Consider the following 17961-nt stretch of genomic DNA (forward strand, 5'->3'; position numbering starts at 1 on the left):
ACAGACCGGATCCGCTTGCAGGAGTGCGTCCGTGCGGCTGCCGCCGGCGACGGCGCGGGGGCGCACCGCTCCCGAAGGGGCGGAGGCGAGCGAGGGGGGACCCGCCTCGGGGTGGTGCGGCGGTCGCTGCCCGCCGCGGTCGAGGACCGGGGCCGTGCGGGGCTCTCAGCGTCCCGTCACCGCTGCGGGCCCTCGAACGTGGCCTGGGCCTCGAAGGCCGCGCGGCGCGTGGCCCGGCGCAGCGCCTTCAGGAGGGGCGCACCGATGCCGAGGGTCAGTACGACGGTGAGCACGGCCCGGCCCAGGTCCCAGCCGAGGGAGGTGGCGAGGCAGTACGCGAGGAACCGGACCAGGTTCTCGTGCACCGGGTCGCCGGGATGGAAGGAGACGCCGGTCGAGAGGCCGCCGATGTACGTCCACCCCTGGAGGTTCATGACCGTGCCGTAGAGGAAAGCGGCCGCGCAGCCGTACGCCGCCAGCATCACCAGTTCGCCCCGGCCGCGCAGCCGCTCCGCGCCCGGCAGCAGGCCCGCGCCCATGGTGAACCAGCCCATGGACAGCATCTGGAACGGCATCCACGGCCCGACCCCGCCGGTGAGCAGCGCGGACGCGAACATCGTCACCGAGCCGAGCACGAAGCCGAAACCGGGGCCCAGGGCCCGCCCGCTCAGCACCATCAGGAAGAACATCGGCTCCAGGCCGGCCGTCCCCGCCCCGAGCGGACGCAGCGCGGCCCCGACCGCCGCCAGTACGCCCAGCATCGCGACGGCCTTCGCGTCGAGCCCGGAGTCGGCGATCGTCGCGACGACCACGGCGACGAGGAGGGGGAGGAGAACGGCGAGCAGCCAGGCGGCGTCCTGGGAGTGGTCGCGGGTGAGCTCGGAGGCGGGGTCGGCGAGGAGCGGCCAGCCGACGGCGATCACGCCGATCACGCTGATGAGCAGCAGCGCGGCGACGGAGCGCGGGCCGAGACGTACGGGGCGTGGGGGGCGTACGGGGCGTGGGGGACGCACCGGCTTGGTGTCGCTCATGCGGCTCCCTCCTCCAGCGCGTCCCGCACCTGTGCGACGGTCAGCCACTTCTGCGGGGTGAGGACCTTCGCGACCTGCGGGGCGAAGGCGGGGGAGGAGACGACCACGTCGGCCGTCGGGCCGTCCGCGACCACCTCGCCGTCGGCGAGGATCACGACGCGGTGCGCCAGTTCCGCGGCCAGCTCCACGTCGTGGGTCGCCAGTACGATCGCGTGCCCCCCGGCGGCCAGGGAACGCAGGACCCCGACCAGGCGGGCCTTCGCCGCGTAGTCCAGGCCGCGCGTCGGCTCGTCGAGGAGGAGGAGCGGAGGGCGCCCGGTGAGCACGAGGGCGAGGGCGAGGGCGAGGCGCTGGCCCTCGGACAGATCGCGCGGATGCGTGTCGTCCCGGATGCCCGGGAGCAGCTCCGCGACCAGGGCCCGGCAGGTGCCGGGGACCGCGCCCGCGTCGCTGTCGGCCGCCGCGCACTCGGCGGCGACGGTGTCGGCGTACAGCAGGTCGCGCGGCTCCTGCGGGACCAGACCGACCTCGCGGACCATGTCGCGGGGGCGGGTGCGGTGAGGAGTGCGGCCACCGACGGACACCGTGCCGGAGGTGGGCTCGATCATGCCGACGAGGGCGGAGAGGAGGGTGGACTTGCCGGCGCCGTTGCGGCCCATGAGGGCGATGGTCTCGCCGGGGGACACGGTGAGCGTGACGCGGCGGAGGGCCTCGACGCGGGCGCGGCGGACGCCGAGGCCGGCCACGGTGGCCACGGCACCGGCGGAGGCACCGGCGGCGGCCTCGGCGGTGCGGGCCGGTTCCGTGCCGCGGCGGCGCAGCAGGCGCGCGAGCCTTTCCCCCACCCGCCCCTTCCCGCTGTGGCCTTGTGCGGCTCCGCCGCGTGAGGGGCTCCGCCCCGGACCCCGCTCCTCGGACGCCGGAGGGGCCGGGTGCGGCCGGGCGGTTCCTCCGCGCCCCTCCGGTTCCGCGCCGGCCAGGCTCGCCCGCAGGGCCGTCGCCCGGCGGCGGGCGTCCCGTACCGACAGGGGAAGCGGGTCCCAGCCCGCCAGCCGGCCCAGTGCCACCACGGGCGGATGCACGGGCGAGACCGCCATGATCTCCGCGGGCGCGCCCATGCGCGGGGCCTCTCCCGGGCCCGGCAGGAGGATCACCCGGTCGGCGTACTGCACCACCCGCTCCAGCCGGTGCTCCGCCAGCAGCACGGTCGTCCCCAGGTCGTGGACCAGGCGTTGCAGCACCGCCAGCACCTCCTCCGCCGCCGCCGGATCCAGCGCGGACGTCGGCTCGTCGAGGACCAGTACCTTCGGGTGCGGGGTGAGCACCGAGCCGATCGCGACGCGCTGCTGCTGGCCGCCCGACAGCGTGGCGATCGGGCGGTCGCGGAGCTCCGCGAGGCCGAGCAGGTCCAGCGTCTCCTCGACCCGGCGGCGCATCACGTCCGGTGCGACGCCCAGCGATTCCATCCCGTACGCCAGCTCGTCCTCGACGGTGTCGGTGACGAAGTGGGCGAGCGGGTCCTGGCCCACCGTCCCGACGAGATCGGCGAGTTCGCGCGGCTTGTGGGTGCGGGTGTCGCGGCCGTCGACCGTCACGCGGCCGCGCAGGGTGCCGCCCGTGAAATGGGGGACGAGGCCGGAAACCGTGCCCAGCAGGGTCGACTTTCCCACCCCGGAAGGGCCGACCAGCAGCACCAGTTCGCCCTCCGGCACGGTGAGATCGACGCCCCGGATCACGGGCGGCGCGGCGTCGTCGTAGCCGACCGACACATTCTCGAACCGGATCACTGCGGAGTCTCTTTCACTACGGGAGGTACGGGAGGTACGGGAGCCACGAACGCCGGGAGCAGGCCGATCAGTACGGACGCCGCGGGCCAGAGCGGAAACTCGGGAGCGACCAGCGGCACGACCCCGGGGTGCAGGGCCCCCGGATCGTACGAGGCGGCCCAGATCGTCAGCGCCGCGACCGCCGCACCCGACCCGGCCACCAGCCACGCCCGTACGCCCCACTCGTCGGGCCGGTAGCGCGTACGGACGCTGCGCCGGCCGCCCAGGCGCAGCCCCGCCAGCGCGGCGACGACCCCTGCGGCCATGACCGGCAGGCCGTACGCCGCACCGTCGGCGGTCAGCAGCCCGTACGCCCCGGTGCACACCCCGAGCAGCCCGCCCAGCGTCAGCACGGTCGTCGTGTGCCGCACGGCGGGCGGGACCGGCGCCGTGCGCCCGTAGCCGCGCGCGTCCATCGACGCGGCCACCGCCACCGACCGCTCCAGCGCGCCTTCGAGGACCGGCAGCCCGATCTGGAGTACGGCCCCCACGCCACCCGTCGGCCGGCCGCGCAGCCGGCGCGCGGTGCGCAGCCGCACCACGTCGGCCACCATGTTCGGCGCGAACGTCATCGCGACGACGACGGCGACCCCGGCCTCGTACAGCGCGCCCGGCAGGGACTTGAGCAGCCGGGCCGGGTTGGCGAGCGCGTTCGCGGCGCCCACACAGATGAGGAGCGTGGCCAGCTTCGCCCCGTCGTACAGGGCGAAGACCAGCTGCTCGGCCGTCACCCGCCCACCGATCCGCACACCCTGCGCCCAGTCGGGCAGAGGCACTTCGGGCAACGTGAAGAGGGTGTGGCTGCCCGGGATCGGCGAGCCCAGGAAGACCGAGAACACCAGCCGGACGCCGATGACGAGCAGTCCGAGCTTGACGAACGTCCCGTACGAACGCGCCCACGGCGCATCCGTCCTCCGCGCCGCCACCACATACCCGGCCACCCCCACCAGCATCCCGAGCAGCAACGGATTGGTGGTCCGGGACGCGGCGGCGGCCAGACCGAGCGCCCACAGCCACCAGGCCCCGGCGTGCAGGGCGTTGCTGCGGCTCGCTCGCGGCGCGCGCAGGAGTATCGAGGTCATCAGCGGCGGCGGCGCGCCTGCCACACGCCCGCGGCGCCGAGCGCGAACACGGCGGCGAGGCCGACGAGCAGCCCGGCGGAGGGGCCGCCGCCGTCGTCGTCGCTGCCGTCGGTGGGCCCGGCGGTCGCCGAGGAGCGGGGTGTGCCGTCACGGCCGGACACCTGCTCCCCGCACCCCGTCTTCGGATAGCCGGAGATCGCGCAGAGCAGCGCCGTGCTGTCGTAGCGCAGCGGCTTCGCCACCGAGGCGAGCGCGTCCGCCGCGGTCGCGTCCGCAGCGGTCCGCGCGCACACGGAACGCTGCGCGGGCGGCTGCTCGCCGTCGGGGGCGTCGGCCGCCGTACCGGGGTCGATGACGACAGCGATCCGCTTGGTGCCGTCGCCGGCGGGCGTCCTGCCGCAGATCGCGTCGAAGCCGTCCGCCGCGTGGCGCGGCTTCGCGGAGTCCTGCGAGTTCTCGCTCACCGAGAACCGGAAGCCGATCACATCGCCGTCGGCGGGCCTGGCGGTGGCGGGTCCCTGGCTCGCGTACGTCCACTCGCCGCCGTCGCTCTCCCAGAACGACCAGTAGCGGTACCCCGTCGTCGCCTGCGCGGCCCCCGCCCCGGCCGGCACCGCGAGCGCGGCGCCGAGCAGCAGGACGAGAGCCGTCAGTCGCGTCCGCAGTCCCCTCGTCACAGCTGCTGGTTCTTCTTCTTGCGACCGCTGAAGAGGATGCCGGCGCCGACGCTGGCGATGAAGAAGACGGCGACGATCCACCAGGCACCGAAGCCGCCGTCGCCGTCCTTCTTCTCCTCGTCGGACTTGTCCGCGGACTTCTCCGCGGCCTCGGGCGCGGGCCCGGCCGCGTTGAGCCCCTTCACCAGATCGGTGCCGCCGAAGTTCCTCGGGTCGGTGCCGGTCGCGTTCGCGGCGAAGACCAGCTGGGCGTAGGCGGCGGGGCCGTGCTCCTCGGCCCAGCCCGCCGCGTTCTTCTCCAGCCACTTCAACGGCTTCTGCGCCCGCGCGGCGCCGCCCTGCGCGGCCAGCGCGACGACGGCGTCCGCGGTGTTGCCGAAGTCGGGCTGCGCCTCGGTGTCCTCGGCGCCGGGCATGGGAGGCGTGTCGAGGTGTCCGGACCCGGCGAGTACGCCGTCGAGGTACGCGGCACCGTTCGCGGCGGCCCGCGCGGGCGTCGGCTCGCCCTTCACGCACGCACCGGCCTTCTCGTCCTTCTCGCCGCCCCCGGCGGCCAGTCCCTTCCCGAGCCCGCCCAGCACACCCGCCGCCGTCGCGTCGGCGTTGGGCGCGAGCTTGCCGTCCTTGTCCGGCTGGTACGCGAACGCGCCGCCGCCCGTCTTCGCGTCGCACGGCACCGAGAAGGCGACGAGCGCGTCGTACGGCGACTTGCCCTTCGGCGACTTCACCGCGCCGGGCTTCTCACCCGCCGCCGCCAGCGCGCCGATCACGACCGAGGTGGAGTTGGCGTCGCTCGGGCTGCCCGGGTTGTAGCCCCAGCCGCCGTCCTGGTTCTGCGCGGACTTCAGCCAGCCGGCGCCCTTCTCCACGGCGGCGTCCTGCCCGCCGAGTGCGCTCAGCGCCTGCACGGCCGCGGCGGTGGCGTTGCTGTCCACCACGGTCTTCGCCGTGCACGGCTCGGCGGCGTCGGCGCGGAAGGAGGCGAAGCCGCCGTTGTCGCACTGCTGCCCGACCAGCCAGTTCACGGCCTTCCCGGCGGGCTTCACGCCCACCGTTTCCTGCGCGAGGAGGGCCAGCGACTGCCGCCAGACGCCGTCGTACGTCGGGTCCTTCTCGCCGTACAGCCCCGAGGGGATCACGGGCGACGGGGACGGGGACGGGGACGGCGCGGCGACGGCAGCCGTGGCCGCGCTCGCGCAGAGGACGGCGGAAGCGGCGAGCACGGTGGCCGCGCTGCGGCGAAGGGGGGTCATGACGGGCGGGGGCCTCTCCTGCTGAGGAGCCGGGCCCGGGCACGCGGAAACACACGCACCAGGCTCCGGCTCCGTATACCTCGACGGTGCCGAGCCAGTGGTCATGCCGGACCGGGCGTTCCGACTCGCCGTCCACCGGGGACGGCTCACGGCTGCGGGGTCAGTGCCGGATTCGCACCGGCTTCCCCCAGAACGGCATGATGACGACTCGCACACTCTACCGGCCCGTGGCGGGCGGCTCCGGGGGCGCCGGGGCGGCGGGACCATGGGGTTCTGCGGCGGAGGCGGTCGCGTGCCACCCCGCTTTCGAACAGGGGCGAACACTTCTTTATCCATGAGTAGCGCACTGTCACTACGTGACAGGTGTGACTGTTCCCGCCCCTCGGTCGCGTGGAAATCTCGGTGGCACCGCAGCCGAGGGGGGACCCATGGACAACCGGTACGAGGTCTTCTGCCTCGCCGACAGACAGTTCTACGAGACCCCGGACCGGCTCTCCGCGAGCCGGGCCGGACAGTCCTCCTCGGTGCCGCTGTACGAAGCGGCCCAGCGCGAGCTCCCGCCGGGGTGGCGCCGGTTCGTCTCCGGCGACTGGATGCACATCAACCCGGTCGGCGCCGACGGCGCACCGCTCCCCGGCCGGCCGGCGCAAGGCTGGAAGATCCACGTGTCGGCCTGCCTGGACAACGCCGAGAAGACGGCGGCCAAGGTGTGGGACTACTGCGTCCCGCGCGCTCTCCCCTTCAAGTTCGTACCGGGCCCGCAACCGCTCCACCTGCGCAACTCCAAGTACGCGGGGCGCGGCTCCAGCGGCAAGTTCGCCACGCTCTACCCCGCGGACGAGCAGGAACTTCACCTCGTGCTCCAGGAGTTGGGCGGCCTGCTCGACGGAGAGCCCGGACCGTACATCCTCACCGACCTCCGCTGGGGCAACGGCCCGCTGTACGTCCGCTACGGCGGCTTCGCGCACCGCTACTGCGTCGACGCCGCCGGCGCCCTCGTCCCGGCGATCGAGAACCCCGAAGGGGTCCTCGTCCCCGACCTCCGCGAGCCGGCCTTCCACGTCCCGGAGTGGGTGGAGCTCCCCGCGTTCCTGGAACCGCACCTCGCGGCCCGCAACGCCACCACCACCAACGACCTGCCGTACCGCATCGAAAGAGCCCTGCACTTCTCCAACGGCGGCGGGGTCTACCTCGGTGAGGACCTGCGCAGCGGCGAGAAGGTGGTCCTCAAGGAGGCGCGGCCGCATGCCGGGCTCGCCGCCGACCGGGCCGACGCCGTCACCCGCCTGGAGCGGGAGCGCGCCGCGCTGGAACGGCTGTCCGGGCTCGGTGTCGCCCCCGGGGCCCGGGACTGGTTCCTGCTCGGCGACCACCGCTTCCTGGTGATGGACCACCTGCCCGGCCGCACCCTCAACTCCTTCTTCGCGCAGCGGCACCCGCTGCTCGAACCCGAGCCGGACCCGGCCGCCGTCGCCGGCTACACCCGCTGGGCGCTGCGCATCCACCGCGCGGTCGAGGAGGCGGTCGCCGCCGTGCACAGCCGGGGCGTCGTCTTCAACGACCTGCACATGTTCAACATCATGGTCGGGCCGGACGAGGAGTCCGTGCGCCTGCTGGACTTCGAGGCCGCCGCGCACGTCGACGAGAACCACCGTCAGGCCATCGCACACCCCGGCTTCATCGCGCCCCGCGAGCGCACCGGGTTCGACGTCGACCTCTACGCCCTCGCCTGTCTGCGGCTGGCGCTCTTCCTGCCCATGACCACGCTGCTGGTCGTCGACCGCGACAAGGCGCGTCACCTGGCGGAGGTCGCCGCGCGCCGGTTCCCGGACGTCCCGCGGGAGTTCTTCGACGACGCGGTGGCGGTGATCTGCGGGACGGACACGGCCCGCGGCACGCCGTACGTGCCCGTGGAGCCCGCCGACTGGCCGCGCAGCCGCGACTCGATCGCCGCGGGCGTCCTCGCCTCCGCCACTCCCGGACGCGACGACCGGATCTTCCCCGGTGACATCGCGCAGTTCGCGGACGGCGGCGGTCTCGGCATCGCCCACGGCGCCGCCGGTGTCCTCCACGCGCTCGGCCAGGCCGGCGCCGGCCGGTACGAGGACGGTGAGGAATGGCTGCTGAGACAGACCGCCCCGCCGCCGCTCGGCACCCCGCTCGGCCTCTACGACGGGCTGACGGGCGTCGCCCACGTCCTCGACGGGCTCGGCCACCGCGCACGCGCCCTGGAGCTGGTCCAGCGGGTGCTGGACGAGAAATGGCAGCGGCTCGTTCCCGGACTGTACGGCGGACTCGCCGGCATCGGTCTCGTACTCGCGGAACTGGCCCGCACCACAGGGGAAACGTCCCTGCGGCAACGGGCCCTGGAAGCCGCGCAGCTCCTGGCCGACCAGCAGCAGTCAGGAAGCGGCACCAGCACCGGCAAGCGCGCCGGGCTGCTGCACGGCGCCACCGGTCCCGCGCTGCTCTTCCTGCGGCTGTACGAGGACACGGGCGCGCCGCAGCTCCTGGACCTGGCCGCCGACGCCCTGCGCGCCGACCTCGCACGCTGTGTCCGCAACAGCGCCGGCACGCTGCTCGTGGACGAGGGGGCGCGCACCATGCCCTACCTCGGGGCCGGTTCCGTCGGCATCGGCATGGTGCTCGACGACTTCCTCGGGCACCGCGAGGACGAGGAGTTCGAGGCGGCGCGGGGCGGCATCGTACGGGCCGCCCGCTCGCGCTACTACGCCCAGCCGGGGCTGTTCAACGGACGTGCCGGCATGGTCCTCCACCTGGCCAGGACGACCGCCCGCGAGGCGCGCCCCGACCACCTCGCCGCACAGCTCGAAGGACTCGGCTGGTACGCCCTGCCGTACGAAGGGCACCTCGCCTTCCCCGGCGACCAGATGATGCGCCTCTCCATGGACCTCGGCACCGGCGGCGCCGGCGTGCTCCTCGCGTTGGCAGCGGCCCGCGGCACCGGTGCCCACCTGCCTTTCCTCCCGCCGCTGAAGCGGCCCTAGAACCGGTCCTGTTCCAGCCCGGAGCCGGACCGCTACAAAACCCCGTCCCCACGGGAACGGACAACCGAAGGGAACCACCATGGCACTTCTCGACCTTCAGAGCCTGGACACCCCCGAGACCGACGGCGGCGGCGACCAGAGCAGCCTGAGCCTGCTGGCGTGCGACAAGCACAGCTCCAACAGCTTCCTGCTGTGCCTGTGACGTCGTGTCTGTGACGTCGTGCCTGTGACGTCGGGAGAAATTCCTGACGTGTTCTGACAGGGGCGCGGCCCCGGGTGGCACGCTCGCTGCCCGGGGCCGCATCTCTGTGCCGTACGAGCCGTACGTAGGAAAGGGGGTGGGCGCGCATGGAGCACGGCCCGGACCGGCACCGGGCGGCCGACCGGCTGTTACGCGCCTCTCTGCGGCACAGCGCCGTCCCCGGTACGGCGATCCTGTTCCTCAGCACCGCGGGCGCCGCGGCCGGTCTCGCACTGCCCGCCGCGCTCGGCCGCACCCTGGACCTGCTGCTGGCCGGGCGTCCCGCCACCACCTGGCTCACCCTCTGCGCGGCCCTCACCTGCCTGCTCGTCCTCCTCGACGCCCTCGACGGCGTGCTGACCGCCACCACCAACGCACGCTCCACCGCTTGGTTCCGCCGTCGTCTGCTGCGGCACGTCCTCGCGGCCGGCCCGCGCACCACGGACCGGAACCCGCCCGGCGACGTCGTGGCCCGCCTGGTCGGCAACGCGGCCCACGCCGGCGGCGCCCCGGCCGCGCTCGCGGGCACGGTGGCCGCCGTCGTGACACCCGTCGGCGGGCTCGTCGCCCTCGCACTCGTCGACCCGTGGACGGCCGGGGCGTTCCTCGTCGGCATGCCGCTGCTCGTCCTGCTGCTGAAGGCCTTCGTCCGCGAGTCCGGCGACAGCGTCGCGCGCTACCAGGAGCGCCAGGGCGAGATCGCCGCACGCCTCGTGGAGGCGGTGGGCGGCGCCCGTACGATCGCGGCCGCCGGCACGGCCCGCCGCGAGCAGGCCCGCATCCTGGAGCCGCTGGCGGGGCTCAGCGCCCAGGGCTACCGGATGTGGCGGGTCCAGGGACGTTCCACCGCACAGGCCGCCGTGATCGTGCCCCTGCTCCAGATCGCCGTACTGGCGGTGGCCGGAATCCGTCTTGCGGCCGGTGAACTCTCGGTGGGCGGGCTGCTCGCCGCCGCCCGGTACGCGGCGCTCGCCACCGGCATCGGCATGCTGGTCGGCCGGCTGAACGGCCTGGTGCGCAGCCGGGGCGCGGCCCGCCGCCTCGCGGCACTGCTCGCCGTACCGGCCACCGCGCACGGCGGCACGCCGCTCCCGCCCGGCGACGGGACGCTGGAGCTGCGCGGCATCACGGTGGCCCGCGGCGACCGGACGATCCTGGACGGCCTCGACCTCACCGTCCCCGGCGGCACCTCGCTCGCCCTCGTCGGCCGCTCCGGCTCCGGCAAGTCCACCCTCGCCGCCGTCGCCGGCCGCCTCGCCGATCCCGACGCGGGAACGGTCACGCTCGACGGCGTTCCGCTGTGCGAGCTGCCCCACGACGTGCTGCGCCGCGCGGTCGGCCAGGCATTCGAGCGGCCCGCGCTGCTGGGGGGCACGATCGGCGGCACGATCGCCTTCGGCCTCGACGAACCGGACCCCTCAACCGTGCGGGAGGCGGCTCGCGCCGCCTGCGCGGACAGTTTCGTACGCCGCCTTCCGCACGGCTACGACACCCCGTGCGCCGAGGCTCCGCTCTCCGGCGGTGAGGCGCAACGCCTGGGCCTGGCAAGGGCGTTCGCGCACCCCGGCCGGCTGCTGATCCTCGACGACGCGACCTCCAGCCTGGACACGGTCACCGAACTGCGGGTCGGCGGGGCCCTGACCCGTGGCGGGTCCGGCGTCGGCACCCGGCTGATCATCGCCCACCGGGCCTCGACCGCGGCTCGCGCCGACCGGGTCGCCTGGCTCCACGAGGGCCGCATCCGCGCGGTCGGACCGCACGCGCGCCTCTGGCGGCAACTGGCCGAATACCGCGCGGTGTTCGCGGAAACGGACACAGAAACGGACACGGACACGGACGCGTGCACGGACGCGGGCGGAACGGGACAGGCGCGTCATGACGGCTGACGCCGCCCGCCTGCGCACCGAGGGCCTGCGCTTCCTGAACCGGCGCCGTCCCGTGCTCGCGGGGCTGGCGGGCTGGTCGCTGCTCGAAACCGCACAGACCTTCCTCTTCGGGTACGCCCTCGCCCGCGCCCTCGACCACGGGTTCCTGGCCGGCCGTACGGCCGGGGGGCTGGGCTGGCTGGCGGCCGCCGCGGTGGCCGTCGCGGTCGGGGCGTACGGCACCGGGCGGGTCTTCAGGGCCGTGTCCGAGCTGGTGGAGCCCCTGCGCGACGGCCTCGTGCGCCGGGTCGTCGACCGCGCTCTGCGGGACGCCGACCACGCGGCGGTGTCCCGGCTCACCCATCAGGTGGAGATCGCCAGGGACACCTTCGCCGGGCTGGTGATGGTCTCCCGGTCGTTCGTCTTCACGGCGGCCGGGGCGCTGGCCGGGCTCGCCTCGCTCGCGCCCGTGCTGCTGCTCGTCGTGGTGCCGCCGCTGGTCCTCGGCCTCGGTCTGTTCCTCGTGACGCTGCGGCCGATGGCCCGCCGCCAGGAGGCGTTCCTCACCGCCGACGAAGCGGTCGCGCAGACGCTGGACGCGACCGCCGCCGGGCTGCGGGACATCACCGCGGCGGGTGCGCAGACGCGGACGGCCGCCGAGGCGGACGCCCGGTTCACCGCCGAGTTCCGCGCCGCGCGCGCCCTCGCGCGCTGGGGCGTGCTGCGGGTGCTCGCGGTGGCGGTGGGCGGCCGGCTGCCGGTGGTCCTGCTGCTGGTGACCGCCCCCTGGCTGCTGAGCCGCGGGGTGACGCCCGGCGATCTGGTGGGCGCCCTCACGTACCTCATGTACGCCCTGCTGCCCGCCCTCCAGAGCCTGATGCAGGCCCTGGGCACCGCGGGTTCCCGCCTGGCCGTGGTGCTCCGCCGCCTCACGGCCCCGGGGCACGGGCCGCCCGTGCCCGGGCGGGCACCGGACGCCGGACGGGCGCCCGCGCCCCGCCCGCCCGCCGCTCGCGCGCCCCGGCGGCCGGGGCGCGGGGGGACCGCGGTGGAGCTGCGCGGGGTGACCTTCGCGTACGGGCCGCACGCCGAGCCGGTGTTCCGAGAGCTCGATCTCGTCGTCCCGGCCGGCGGCCGTCTCACCGTCGTCGGGCCCAGCGGCATCGGCAAGTCCACCCTGACCGCCCTCGTCGCGGGGCTGCTGGAACCCGGCCGCGGCGAAATCCTGGTCTGCGGAGAGCCGGTGCGCGGCGCCGCGCACCGGCGCGTCCTGGTGCCGCAGGAGGCGTACGTCTTCTCCGGCACCCTCCGTGACAACCTCACCTACCTGTGCCCGGGGGACCCGCCGCCGGATCCGGCCGTGCTCGACTCGGCCCGCGCGGTCGGGGCGTACGCACTGCTCGTGCGGCTGGGCGGCCTGGACGCCGCGGTGACACCGGGCGAACTGTCGGCGGGCGAGCGGCAGCTCGTCGCCCTCGCCCGCTCCCACCTGGCGCCCGTGCCCGTCGTCCTGCTCGACGAGGCGACCTGTCATCTCGACCCCGCCGCCGAGGCCCGCGCCGAGCGCGCCTTCGCCGAGCGCGCCGATACCACACTGATCGTCGTGGCCCACCGGATCAGCTCGGCCCGGCGCGCGGACCGCGTGCTCGTGATGGACGGTAAGCACGCGGTCTGCGGTACGCACGACGAGTTGATCCGGCGCTCCGCGCTCTACCGGGACCTGGCCGGGAGCTGGTCAGAGCCAGCCGGCGCCCTGCGAGATGCGAATGGCGTCCACGCGGTTGCGGGCCCCGGTCTTGCGGGTGATCGCGGCGATGTAGTTGCGCACGGTCCCGTTGGTCAGGTGCAGGCTGCGGGCGATCTCGGTGACGCCCGCCCCCTCGGCGGCGAGTGACAGCACACTCAGCTCGCGCGTGGTGAGCGGACTGCGGGCGGCTTCCAGGAACCCGCAGGCGAGGGAGTCGTCGACGAAACGTTCGCCCGCCGCCACCCGGCGTATCCCTTCGAGGAGCCGCTCGGCCGGGGCGTTCTTGTTGACGTACCCCTGGGCCTCGGCCTCGTACGCGCGCCGCAGCAGGCCCGGTTTGCCGGCCGGGACGAGGACGAGCACCGCGCAGCCCGGGTACGTGCCGCAGGCACCCGCCACCTCCACGGCGGCGGTCAGGCCCGGCGATCCCGGCCCTTCCGCGTCGGCCACGCACACGTGCGGCGGTAACGACCGCGCGTTGCGTAACGCTCCGTCCGGCGTACTGGTGGATATCCCGATGTCGGGCTCCTTTTCGAACAGCGCGGCCAGCCCCGACCGCATCAGACCGATGTCGTGCACGAGAAGAACACGGATCATGCGGCTCACTGTCTGCTCCCCCTGAGGTCCCACCGTGTAGCACTGCATGGACATGGCACGTCGCTCATTAGTACCCGTGGCGGTCGATGTCAGAGGGACCGGTTCAGGCCAACAGGGAGCGCGAGAGGGGTGTGGTGGGCGCACTTCGGGCGCGCGTGCGCCTGCTACCGACGGTAACGCGGGTCGGCCGGTCCGTCTCGGCCGGCCGGACCGGTCAGGTCGATCAACCTGCACACCGTCTCGATGTCGATCCCCGCCTGGGCGATCGAGGCCCGGCCCGAGAGCCACGTGATGAGCGTCGAGTGCCAGGTGTGCTCGATGACCCTGACCGCCGCCAGCTGCTCCGGCGTCGGCGGCCCCGGCAGGTTCATCGCCTCCAGGACGATCGCCGTCGTCTGCCGCGAGACCGTGTCCACCTCCGGGCTCACGCTGCGGTCCGCGAAGGTCAGCGCCCGCACCATCGCGTCCGCCAGCTGAGGCTCCCGCTGCAGCGCGCGGAAGGCCCGCATCAGCGTCTCGGCGACCCGCTCGGCCGCGCTCTCCCCGGCCGGGGGCCGTTTGCGCAGGGTGCTGTGCAGGTGTTCGAGCTGGTCCTGCATGGTGGCGACCAGCAGGTGGATCTTGGAGGGGAAGTAGCGGTACAGCGTGCCCAGTGCGACGCCCGACGACTCGGCGACCTCGCGCATCTGCACCGCGTCGAAGCCGCCCCGGCCGGCCAGCTGCGCGCTGGCGTGCAGGATGCGGCGGCGACGTGCCTCCTGACGCGCCGTCAGGGGTGGCGGCGCCGACTTGACTTCCACGGTCATGCGTCCCATTCCATGGCTTCTGTGCGTACTGCGGGCCTGAGGGGGCGGGCCCCGGGTGGCACAGCATGGCAGGCGCCCGTCGTGGCGTGAATCACCTGATCCGACGCTTCCGGTTGCGCTACCTGCCGGTAGATTCAGAGCTCGTCGAGCGATCGATACTGAAACTTGTTCTAGGTTAGCGCCAGCGGCTACGCTCCGGTGAAAGAGCAGTGAGAAGGGGGCCGGGAGTGACCGCTGAGGCCATGGAGGCGAGCCCCCACGCGGGGGACCCCGGCAAGGGCGAACGCCCGCTGCGCATCGCGCTCCTCACCTACAAGGGCAACCCCTTCTGCGGAGGCCAGGGCGTCTACGTACGCCACCTCTCGCGCGAGCTCGCCCGGCTCGGCCACAGCGTCGAAGTCCTCGGTTCCCAGCCCTACCCCGTACTCGACGAGGGCGTACCGCTCACCGAGCTGCCCAGCCTCGACCTGTACCGCAGCCCCGACCCCTTCCGCACCCCCGGGCGCGACGAGTACCGCGACTGGATCGACGCCCTCGAAGTGGCGACGATGTGGACCGGCGGCTTCCCCGAGCCCCTCACCTTCTCGCTCCGCGCCAGGCGCCACCTGACGGCCCGCCGCGGCGACTTCGACGTCATCCACGACAACCAGACGCTCGGCTACGGCCTGCTCGGCGACCTCGGCGCACCCCTGGTCACCACCGTCCACCACCCCATCACCGTCGACCGCCGGCTCGACCTCGCCGCCGCGACGAGCCGCCGCAAGCGCGCCTCCGTGCGCCGCTGGTACGGCTTCACGCGCATGCAGAAGCGCGTCGCCCGCCGGCTGCCCTCCGTGCTCACCGTCTCCGGCTCCTCGCGGCAGGAGATCGTCGAGCACCTCGGGGTGCGCCCCGACCGCGTCCGCGTCGTGCACATCGGCGCGGACACCGGCCTCTGGTCGCCCGATCCGTCCGTCGCCGAGGTCCCGGGGCGGATCGTGACGACGTCCAGCGCGGACGTACCGCTCAAGGGCCTCGTCCACCTCGTCGAGGCGCTCGCCAAGCTCCGCACCGAGCAGCCCGACGCCCACCTCGTCGTCGTCGGCAAGCGCGCCGAGGACGGCCCGGTCGCCCAGGCCATCGAGCGGTACGGGCTCCGGGGCGCCGTCGAGTTCGTCAAGGGCATCAGCGACCGCGAGCTGGTCGACCTGGTCCGCAGCGCGCAGATCTCCTGCGTCCCCTCCCTCTACGAGGGCTTCTCGCTCCCCGCCGCCGAGGCCATGGCCACCTCCACCCCGCTCGTCGCCACCACCGGCGGCGCGATCCCCGAGGTCGCGGGCCCCGACGGCGAGACCTGCCTGGCCGTGCCGCCGGGCGACGCCGGCGCGCTGGCCGCCGCGCTCGGCCGGCTGCTGGACGACGCCGGGCTGCGCCGGCGCCTCGGCGCGGCCGGGCGCGACCGGGTGCTGGACAAGTTCACCTGGGCCAGGGCCGCCCAGGGCACCGCCGAGCTCTACCGCGAACGGATCGCCGCGCACGGCGCGGTGCGCGGGGGAGCCCGGTGAGACCCCGCTGAAGCGGAAACCGCCCGCCCCCGACCCCTGCCACCCCCCGCCACGCGTGCCCGGTGACCCGGCGCCGCAACCATCCCCACCCGGAAGGGCAGACCCCGTGCTGACCGTGGACTTCTCCCGCTTCCCGCTCGCCGCGGGCGATCGCGTACTCGACCTGGGCTGCGGCGCGGGCCGGCACGCCTTCGAGTGCTACCGGCGCGGCGCCCAGGTGGTGGCCCTCGACCGGAACGGCGAGGAGATCCGCGAGGTCGCCAAGTGGTTCGCCGCCATGAAGGAGGCCGGTGAGGCCCCGGCGGGCGCCACCGCCACCGCCATGGAGGGCGACGCGCTCAACCTGCCCTTCCCCGACGCCTCCTTCGACGTCGTGATCATCTCCGAGGTCATGGAGCACATCCCCGACGACAAGGGGGTGCTGGCCGAGATGGTCCGCGTACTGAAGCCGGGCGGCCGCATCGCCGTCACCGTGCCGCGCTACGGGCCCGAGAAGGTCTGCTGGACGCTGAGCGACGCGTACCACGAGGTCGAGGGCGGCCACATCCGCATCTACAAGGCCGACGAACTGCTCGGCAAGATGCGCGAGGCGGGCCTGAAGCCGTACGGCACGCACCACGCGCACGCGCTGCACTCGCCCTACTGGTGGCTGAAGTGCGCGTTCGGCGTGGACAACGACAAGGCGCTGCCGGTCCGGGCGTACCACAAGCTGCTGGTCTGGGACATCATGAAGAAGCCCGCGGCGACGCGGATCGCCGAGCAGCTGCTCAACCCGGTGGTCGGCAAGAGCTTCGTGGCGTACGCGACCAAGCCGCACCTGCCGGCCCCGTCGGTAGCGGCGGCCGCCAAGTGACGACTCCAGGACGTACGGAACACCTGGTCCTCCCCGGTGTCCTCACCGCCGGCGAGGCCGCCGAGACCGTGGCGGGCATTCTCGCCGTGCAGCGCGAGGACGGCGCCATCCCGTGGTTCCGCGGCCACCACCTCGACCCGTGGGACCACACCGAGGCCGCCATGGCGCTCGACGCGGCCGGCGAGCACGACGCCGCCGCCCGCGCCTACGCGTGGCTGGCGAGGCACCAGAACGCGGACGGCTCCTGGTACGCGGCGTACGACGACGGGGACGCGGAGCGGGTCACCGACCGGGGCCGCGAGAGCAACTTCTGCGCGTACATCGCCGTCGGCGTCTGGCACCACTACCTCGCCACCGGCGACGACGCGTTCATCGACCGCATGTGGCCGGCCGTCTACGCGGCGACCGAATTCGTCCTCGGGCTCCAGCAGCCCGGCGGCCAGATCGGCTGGAAGCGCGAGGACGACGGCACGCCCGTGGGCGACGCGCTGCTGACCGGCAGTTCCTCCGTCCACCAGGCGCTGCGCTGCGCGCTCGCCATCGCCGAGCAGCGGGAAGAGCCACAGCCCGACTGGGAGCTGGCGGTCGGCGCGCTGCGGCACGCCATCCAGCGCCACCCGGAGCGGTTCCTCGACAAGAGCCGCTACTCGATGGACTGGTACTACCCGATCCTCACGAGCGCGGTGACCGGACCGGAGGCCAAGGCCCGCATCGAGGCGGACTGGGACCGGTTCGTCGTCCCGGGTCAGGGCGTGCGCTGCATACTCCCCAACCCCTGGGTGACCGGGGGCGAGAGCTGCGAACTCGCCCTGGCCCTGTGGGTGATGGGCGAGTCGGACCGGGCGCTGGAGATCCTCCAGTCGATCCAGCACCTGCGGGCGCCGGGCGGCATGTACTGGACGGGATACGTCTTCGACGACGACGCCGTGTGGCCGCGGGAGCAGACGACGTGGACGGCGGGGTCGCTGCTGCTCGCGGTGGCCGCCCTGGGGGGAGACGAGGCGACCACCGCGGTCTTCAGCGGCGAACGGCTGCCGCTCGGCCTGGACCCGGACTGCTGCTAGCCACGTTGCCGTTTCAGTGGCGGCGCAGGACGTTCGCCAGCGCGTGCCCGGCGAAGAGGTACACGAGCGCGGCGAGACCGTAGCCGGCGACGACGCGCGCCCACGCCTCGTCGAAGGTGAACAGGTCGTGCGACCAGCCGGCCAGCCACCGGGCGGCGTCCTGGACGAAGTTCACCAAGTCGTTCGCGCGGTTGGCGTCCAGCAGGTACATCAGGATCCACAGGCCGAGAACGAAGGCCATGATGTCGGCGATGACGACGACGATCGTCGCCGCCCGGCTGCTTCCACTGCGATGGCGGGGGGACATGCCCGTCGTGTTGCCGCTTCACGCCCGCCGAAACCCGGGAGACCGTACGGACGGGCCCCA

General features: G+C 74.1%; 14 protein-coding genes, 1 pseudogene and 1 riboswitch. Of the genes and pseudogenes, 7 read left to right on the forward strand and 8 right to left on the reverse strand.

Annotated elements, in window-relative coordinates; genetic code table 11:
• Positions 1-176: 176 nt before the first annotated feature.
• Genes BN1555_RS22435 through BN1555_RS22455 form a run of 5 tightly spaced genes read right to left on the reverse strand, consistent with a single transcriptional unit; the run spans position 177 to position 5869 of the window.
• Complete coding sequence (locus tag BN1555_RS22435; RefSeq protein ID WP_093801056.1) at positions 177-1031, reverse strand: ECF transporter S component; 855 nt, start codon at positions 1029-1031, stop codon at positions 177-179.
• A complete protein-coding gene (locus tag BN1555_RS22440) occupies positions 1028-2818 on the reverse strand; it encodes an ABC transporter ATP-binding protein (protein ID WP_093801057.1) in 1791 nt (596 codons plus the stop codon). Before BN1555_RS22440 ends, BN1555_RS22435 begins: the two co-directional genes overlap by 4 nt.
• On the reverse strand, positions 2815-3939 hold the full coding sequence (locus BN1555_RS22445; protein WP_093803563.1) for an energy-coupling factor transporter transmembrane component T: 1125 nt from the start codon (positions 3937-3939) through the stop codon (positions 2815-2817). The genes BN1555_RS22440 and BN1555_RS22445 overlap by 4 nt, the downstream gene beginning before the upstream one ends.
• On the reverse strand, positions 3939-4616 hold the full coding sequence (locus tag BN1555_RS22450) for an SCO2322 family protein (RefSeq protein ID WP_369688990.1): 678 nt from the start codon (positions 4614-4616) through the stop codon (positions 3939-3941). The genes BN1555_RS22445 and BN1555_RS22450 overlap by 1 nt, the downstream gene beginning before the upstream one ends.
• A complete protein-coding gene (locus BN1555_RS22455) occupies positions 4613-5869 on the reverse strand; it encodes an SCO2321 family membrane protein (protein WP_093801058.1) in 1257 nt (418 codons plus the stop codon). The genes BN1555_RS22450 and BN1555_RS22455 overlap by 4 nt, the downstream gene beginning before the upstream one ends.
• 113 nt (positions 5870-5982) lie before the next feature.
• A riboswitch (cobalamin riboswitch) is annotated at positions 5983-6057 on the reverse strand.
• Positions 6058-6297: 240 nt separating this feature from the next.
• Between BN1555_RS22455 and lanKC the strand changes: the two genes are divergently transcribed.
• The 4 genes from lanKC to BN1555_RS22475 all read left to right on the forward strand — a co-directional run bounded on the left by lanKC (position 6298) and on the right by BN1555_RS22475 (position 12877).
• The gene (gene lanKC / locus BN1555_RS22460; protein WP_093801059.1) at positions 6298-8877 is read left to right on the forward strand and encodes a class III lanthionine synthetase LanKC; all 2580 of its coding nucleotides are present in this window, start codon (positions 6298-6300) and stop codon (positions 8875-8877) included.
• A 79-nt stretch (positions 8878-8956) separates the two neighbouring features.
• Positions 8957-9079 (forward strand): SapB/AmfS family lanthipeptide, encoded by a 123-nt coding sequence (locus BN1555_RS22465; protein ID WP_093801060.1) that lies wholly within the window; start codon positions 8957-8959, stop codon positions 9077-9079.
• Between the two features lie 146 nt (positions 9080-9225).
• Complete coding sequence (locus BN1555_RS22470) at positions 9226-11004, forward strand: ABC transporter ATP-binding protein (RefSeq protein WP_093801061.1); 1779 nt, start codon at positions 9226-9228, stop codon at positions 11002-11004.
• A complete protein-coding gene (locus BN1555_RS22475) occupies positions 10994-12877 on the forward strand; it encodes an ATP-binding cassette domain-containing protein (protein WP_255306126.1) in 1884 nt (627 codons plus the stop codon). Before BN1555_RS22470 ends, BN1555_RS22475 begins: the two co-directional genes overlap by 11 nt.
• Here BN1555_RS22475 and BN1555_RS22480 read toward each other — a convergent pair.
• Together BN1555_RS22480 and BN1555_RS22485 are read right to left on the reverse strand one after the other, a co-directional pair.
• Positions 12803-13381: pseudogene (locus BN1555_RS22480) on the reverse strand (DNA-binding response regulator); the annotation flags it as partial. The gene BN1555_RS22475 and the pseudogene BN1555_RS22480 sit on opposite strands and share 75 nt — an antisense overlap.
• A gap of 110 nt (positions 13382-13491) precedes the next feature.
• On the reverse strand, positions 13492-14133 hold the full coding sequence (locus tag BN1555_RS22485; RefSeq protein ID WP_093801062.1) for a TetR family transcriptional regulator: 642 nt from the start codon (positions 14131-14133) through the stop codon (positions 13492-13494).
• 227 nt (positions 14134-14360) lie between these two features.
• On the opposite strand from BN1555_RS22485, the gene BN1555_RS22490 reads away from it, so the two are divergent.
• The 3 genes from BN1555_RS22490 (at position 14361) to BN1555_RS22500 (ending at position 17594) form a co-directional block, all read left to right on the forward strand.
• Positions 14361-15677, forward strand: coding sequence for a glycosyltransferase family 4 protein (locus BN1555_RS22490; RefSeq protein WP_093801063.1), 1317 nt, complete (start codon positions 14361-14363; stop codon positions 15675-15677).
• A gap of 106 nt (positions 15678-15783) precedes the next feature.
• A complete protein-coding gene (locus BN1555_RS22495) occupies positions 15784-16530 on the forward strand; it encodes a class I SAM-dependent methyltransferase (RefSeq protein ID WP_093801064.1) in 747 nt (248 codons plus the stop codon).
• Positions 16527-17594, forward strand: coding sequence for a prenyltransferase/squalene oxidase repeat-containing protein (locus BN1555_RS22500; protein ID WP_093801065.1), 1068 nt, complete (start codon positions 16527-16529; stop codon positions 17592-17594). Before BN1555_RS22495 ends, BN1555_RS22500 begins: the two co-directional genes overlap by 4 nt.
• A gap of 13 nt (positions 17595-17607) precedes the next feature.
• On the opposite strand, the gene BN1555_RS22505 is transcribed toward BN1555_RS22500, so the two are convergent.
• Complete coding sequence (locus BN1555_RS22505) at positions 17608-17901, reverse strand: hypothetical protein (protein ID WP_093801066.1); 294 nt, start codon at positions 17899-17901, stop codon at positions 17608-17610.
• Between the last annotated feature and the right edge of the window lie 60 nt (positions 17902-17961).

It is taken from the genome of Streptomyces sp. Wb2n-11 (assembly GCF_001049855.1).
Lineage (GTDB): Bacteria > Actinomycetota > Actinomycetes > Streptomycetales > Streptomycetaceae > Streptomyces > Streptomyces altiplanensis.